Below are 4,305 nucleotides of genomic sequence, written 5' to 3'. Positions count from 1 at the left end.
TCAGGACCAGTTGCGCCGGGCCAGCCGCCGGCTCGGATTGGGAGCACCGGTCCTGTTGGGGATCGACCTCCAGGAGCCGGCGCGGACCTTTTTCTCCCAGCCCTACGCAGGCTTGCCCACCCTCTGCCGGCTCATCGGTGCTCCCCTCCCGCAGCCGGCCACGGCTCCGGATCGCGCGCGCGGGCAGCTGGCTGTCCTGAGCGCGATGGCCGAAGGGCGGCTTGGGCTGGAGTCGGAGCCGACCCTGGAAGATATGGATGAGACCCAGCCCTTTTAGAGAGGGGTGCAGGACAGGCAGCAGCCTGCCCTGCACCTCTGCACGTCTGTCTGACTGTGTCGGAAGAAACCACGAAGGAGCAGTCCATGCACACGGAGGAGAGAGAGGCTCTGGCCCGTTGGGCCAGAGCGGTCTATGAGGAAGAAGAAGAGCGCCAGCGTCAGGCCCGGCAAGCGGCCCAGGCTGCCGAGGAAGCAGAGCGGCGCCAGGCGGAGCGCCAGGCTCAGGAGCGCTTCGGGCAGGCGCTCACCGTCTTAGAGGAGCGTCTCGGCCTGCCAGCGGAGCTCTGCGCCTGGATGCACCGCCATCCTGGCCAGCCGGGTGGCCTCTGTCTGCAGCTGTACCCGCCGGAGCCCTTTGGGTGCGCACACTGCACCTGGACCTTGCATCCGGCAGCAGCAGCCGGGGACCTGGCCGCCCAGAACTGGTATGTCTCCTGCGCCTGCGAGCGGGTGCCCTTCAGCTGCAACCGCGCAGGCTGGATTGAGCCGGAGCGCCTTCGGGACCTCCTGCTCTTCCGGTTAGAGGTGTCACGGAGGATGCACGCCCGGTGGCAAGAGCTGGAAACGGAAGATCAGGCGGCGCGAGCCGAGCTGGCAGAGCGGCAGGCGGAGGTGCTGGCGCGTGTCTGTCCCTGGCCCAAGGAGACCCCGCTCACGCTCTACCGGGTCCACTATGTCCGGGGTGCGGTTTTGACCGAGGGAGGTGACTGCTGCTGGCTGACAGAGACGGGCTGGAGCCGGAGTGATCAGCCGGATGCGGAAGGGTACCTGAGGCTGGAGCCGACGGCTGGCTGTCCAGAGCGGCGCCTGCTCAAGCTGGATCCACAACTGCATCGACCCATGTTCGAAAAGCTGGTGCTCTCATCCCGCGAACAGCTGCCTCTGGAGTTGACCGAGACCCAAGAGGAACAGATCAGCGGGTTCCAGTGGCAGCACTACGGGGATCGGGACCTGCTGGTCCGTGACCCGGCGGGGTCGGTGCTCTCCTTCTTTCAAGTGCCGTTGCCGTGGGTGCGAGCCCTGCTCACCCAATCAGAGATCGGAAGCGAGAACCATCATGGCCCGCAGTCGTAGTATTCCAGTGGCCCTCTTGAAGGAGCCAGATTTCTTTGAATTGTCTGCTGAGGCCCGCGTGGTATTTATCGGCCTCATCCTGGAGGCCGATGACGAGGGGCGCGGGCGAGCTCATCAGGGCCTGCTGGCGCGCCTGTTCAACGTCAGCGAGGCCGCCGTGGAGGAAGCCCTCAGGCAGTTGGTCGAGCGGGGGCTCCTGCTGCGCTACCAGGTGGGTCGTCAGCAGTACTATCAGTGGCTGACCTGGAGGCAGTGGCAGTCGCTGAGCAAGCCGACGCCCTCCCAGTTGCCACCACCGCCAGCATGGGGTGCGGATGAGGCTGAGGGAGCGCAGGCCTCGACGTCAGCAGCGCCTGGGTTTTCCGGGGCTTCCTCGGGAAATCCAGGAAAACCCGGAAAAGCCCGGTCAGAAGAAGAAGAGGAAGGGGAAGGGGAAGAGGAAGAGAAAGAGAAAGAGAAAGAGAAAGAATCCCTGGTGACGAAGCAGCCAGCTGCCGTGGTCTCGACCACCGCCTTGCCGAAGATTGTGCCGTTCCCCGGCCCGACATCCCCTCCTGCCGACAGCGCCGCCGCCGACAAGATCTCTCTCCAGGAGATTGCAGACATCTTAGGGCTGCCATGCTCACGCCAGCTCTGCCAGGTGCTGGAAGAATTTGCCTCGATGGGCTGGTCAGCGCTGCGAGGCGAGGCGATTGAATGCGCCGAATATGCCAGGGACCCGAGGCGCAATCAGAGGCAGCAACGCCTGACCCCCGGCTTTTTCCGCCGCTGGCTCAAACGCGCGGCTGCCCCTCCACGAGCAGCCCTGGAGGCAGCGGCACCCGAGCGGCAGAGCAGCGCCGGCGATCGGAGCAGCGGCACGGCCAGCCCCAGGCGGCGGGACCGTGTTCCTGAGCCGGTCTGGAGCGCTGATCCAATGGCGCAATATCGCGCCTACGTGGGCGCCTATTTGGAAGCGCAGCGACGACAGTGGGAAGCGACGTGGGCAGAGGAGCAAGCAGCAGGCAGCCGCTGCGCCCAAGGAGGGAGTTAGATGGGCCTCAGCCGGCTCGGAACAGCGCTCCGCGTCCCGGCAAGGCTGGCGGTGAGCCGCTTCCCGGAGCGCATCGTCGAGACACAGGCAGCGGCGTGCTGGACCTGTCCCGCCTGTGGCACCCAGGTGCAGCCGCTGCGGCTGGATGATGGGCGCTGGCTGCGGCTGCGCTGCCAGTGTGAAATGCAAGCGAGCGCCCAGCAGCAGCAGGAGCGCCAGCGCGCCCTCCTGGCGCAGCAGCGACGGGAGCTGCTGGCGAGCCAGCTTTTTGGCTGGCTGGCACCGGCACAATTGGCCCAGGGGCCACCCGGGCGCTTCGAGTCATTTCGGCTGGAGGCGCGCCTGGGAGATACGCCCCAGACCGCGCGGCAGCGCCAGCTCGCCTTGCAGGAAGCGCAGCGGTTTGCCCAAGATCCCCAGGGCACGTTGCTCCTGGTCGGTCCCCCCGGGGTGGGCAAGACCCATCTGGCTGCGGCCATTGCCCGAGCCTCAGTAGAGACTGGAACCCCCTGTCTGTTCGCATGCACCGTGGCCCTCTTTGAACAGATCCAGGTGCTGCTGCGCCAGGACGAGGACTATCTGCGCCTCTTGCAGAAAGCGGCGCAGGTTCCCCTCCTGGTATTGGACGATCTGGACAAGCCCAAGCCCAGTGACTTTCGAGAAGAAGTGTACTATCGGCTGCTGGACCAGCGGTTCCAAAGCGGGCGAGCCACGGTCGTGACGGCCAACCATCCTCCCGATCAGCTCCTGGCCTGGCTGGGGGCCGCGGGTGTCTCTCGGCTGCTGGGCGCGGCTCGCATCCTGGAATTGGGAGGGCCGGACTACCGGTTGCTTCCCAGGCGGGCCGGAGCCGTGTCCTGACCCCGGAGCTGGCAGGAGGAGGGGGTGATCCCTCTCGACCGCTGCTGATCCTCCCAGCCACTTCCTGCCTGCTTTCCACCTCCTTCCCCCGTTCGGTCTTGCTTGCTTGCTGCGAAGCACGTGAAAGGAGCTAATGCATGCACGACGCTTTTTTCTTCCCCATCCTGGGGGGCCTGCTTGCGCTGTCCCTGGGCGTTTTCACCTGGTATGTTGTGGCTTCATGGCGCCACTGGCGCCAGTACCAGAAGGCTGTTCAGGACAGAGAGGAGCGGTATCGGCAGTGGGGTCCGCTCGATGATGCAGACCTGGACCACTCAGACACCGCGGATGGGATCGGGAAGGCCGATGCTCTTGCCTCTCTCCGGGTCGCCCGCCGGCGGCGCTCGAAGGAGCAGGAGCCATGATGCTCCAGCACCTGGCAGAGATAGATCTGGTAGCGCTGGATGCTGCGGTCGCAACGGGCGTGGCGGGCGAGCGGGCCAGGCGTCTGCTCGCCAACCGGCAGCGGCTCGCGGCAGCGCGGCCCGCGCATCTGCTCCTCCATGCTCACAGTCCGCACGAAGCGGAGCAAGCCCAGCAGGCAGCGGCCCAGCTGGCTCCGCTGGTCGCAGCCGTCCACCTGCGACGGCTGCCCAGTCGGACCGCGGTGGCCCACGAGGCGCTGACCCTGCATCGACAGCTCTGGCCGGAGCAAGACGAGGCCCAGCGCAAAGCCCGCCTCCTGCTGCTGATCCGCCGCGGCGGCGCGGGTCGCCCGCAGTTCATCGCGCCCTTTGTCGGCGGCGCAGGCACCACCTGCGGGGCCTGGACCCCGATTGTCGCCTACCGCCGGGGCCGTCAGACCTGGATCGCCGGCACCCGGCCCCGCGAGGAGGAGCGCGGCGCCGAACCGATCCGCGGCTTCCTGCGCGGCAACTATGCCCAGGGAGTCTGCCCGGTCGAGTGCAGTTTCTGTTATCTGCGCGGCCTGCAGGGGATGGGCCTCAAGAGCGTGGCCCTCAACCTGGAGGACGTGGTGCCTGAACTGGAGCAGTTGCCCCGCGGCAGCGTGGTCAACT

Annotated in this window: 6 protein-coding genes; all 6 read left to right on the top strand. The window is 66.8% G+C overall.

What is annotated here, in order from left to right:
- The coding region (locus IRZ31_RS20410; RefSeq protein WP_297157324.1) for a hypothetical protein at positions 1–277 on the top strand (277 nt) is incomplete at its 5' end.
- Between the two features lie 86 nt (positions 278–363).
- Complete coding sequence (locus tag IRZ31_RS20405) at positions 364–1,353, top strand: hypothetical protein (RefSeq protein ID WP_297157322.1); 990 nt, start codon at positions 364–366, stop codon at positions 1,351–1,353.
- Positions 1,337–2,386 (top strand): winged helix-turn-helix domain-containing protein, encoded by a 1,050-nt coding sequence (locus tag IRZ31_RS20400; RefSeq protein ID WP_297157319.1) that lies wholly within the window; start codon positions 1,337–1,339, stop codon positions 2,384–2,386. Before IRZ31_RS20405 ends, IRZ31_RS20400 begins: the two co-directional genes overlap by 17 nt.
- Positions 2,387–3,247 carry an ATP-binding protein gene (locus IRZ31_RS20395; RefSeq protein ID WP_297157316.1) on the top strand — a complete coding sequence of 287 codons (861 nt, stop codon included), beginning with the start codon at positions 2,387–2,389 and terminating at the stop codon, positions 3,245–3,247. It begins immediately after the preceding gene.
- A gap of 137 nt (positions 3,248–3,384) precedes the next feature.
- On the top strand, positions 3,385–3,651 hold the full coding sequence (locus tag IRZ31_RS20390; protein ID WP_297157314.1) for a hypothetical protein: 267 nt from the start codon (positions 3,385–3,387) through the stop codon (positions 3,649–3,651).
- On the top strand, positions 3,648–4,305 hold a 658-nt coding region (locus IRZ31_RS20385; protein WP_297157311.1), incomplete at its 3' end, for a hypothetical protein. The genes IRZ31_RS20390 and IRZ31_RS20385, both read left to right, overlap by 4 nt.

The organism is Thermogemmatispora sp., assembly GCF_019683635.1.
GTDB lineage: Bacteria > Chloroflexota > Ktedonobacteria > Ktedonobacterales > Ktedonobacteraceae > Thermogemmatispora.
Note: the sequence above shows the minus strand (reverse complement) of the source record. Positions and strands in the feature narration are given on the sequence as shown.

Excerpts from the sequence above, each read along its gene's own strand:
- IRZ31_RS20390 (WP_297157314.1), top strand. The coding sequence starts at position 3,385 with ATGCACGACGCTTTTTTCTTCCCCATCCTGGGGGGCCTGCTTGCGCTG.
- IRZ31_RS20400 (WP_297157319.1), top strand. The coding sequence starts at position 1,337 with ATGGCCCGCAGTCGTAGTATTCCAGTGGCCCTCTTGAAGGAGCCAGAT.
- IRZ31_RS20395 (WP_297157316.1), top strand. The coding sequence starts at position 2,387 with ATGGGCCTCAGCCGGCTCGGAACAGCGCTCCGCGTCCCGGCAAGGCTG.
- IRZ31_RS20405 (WP_297157322.1), top strand. The coding sequence starts at position 364 with ATGCACACGGAGGAGAGAGAGGCTCTGGCCCGTTGGGCCAGAGCGGTC.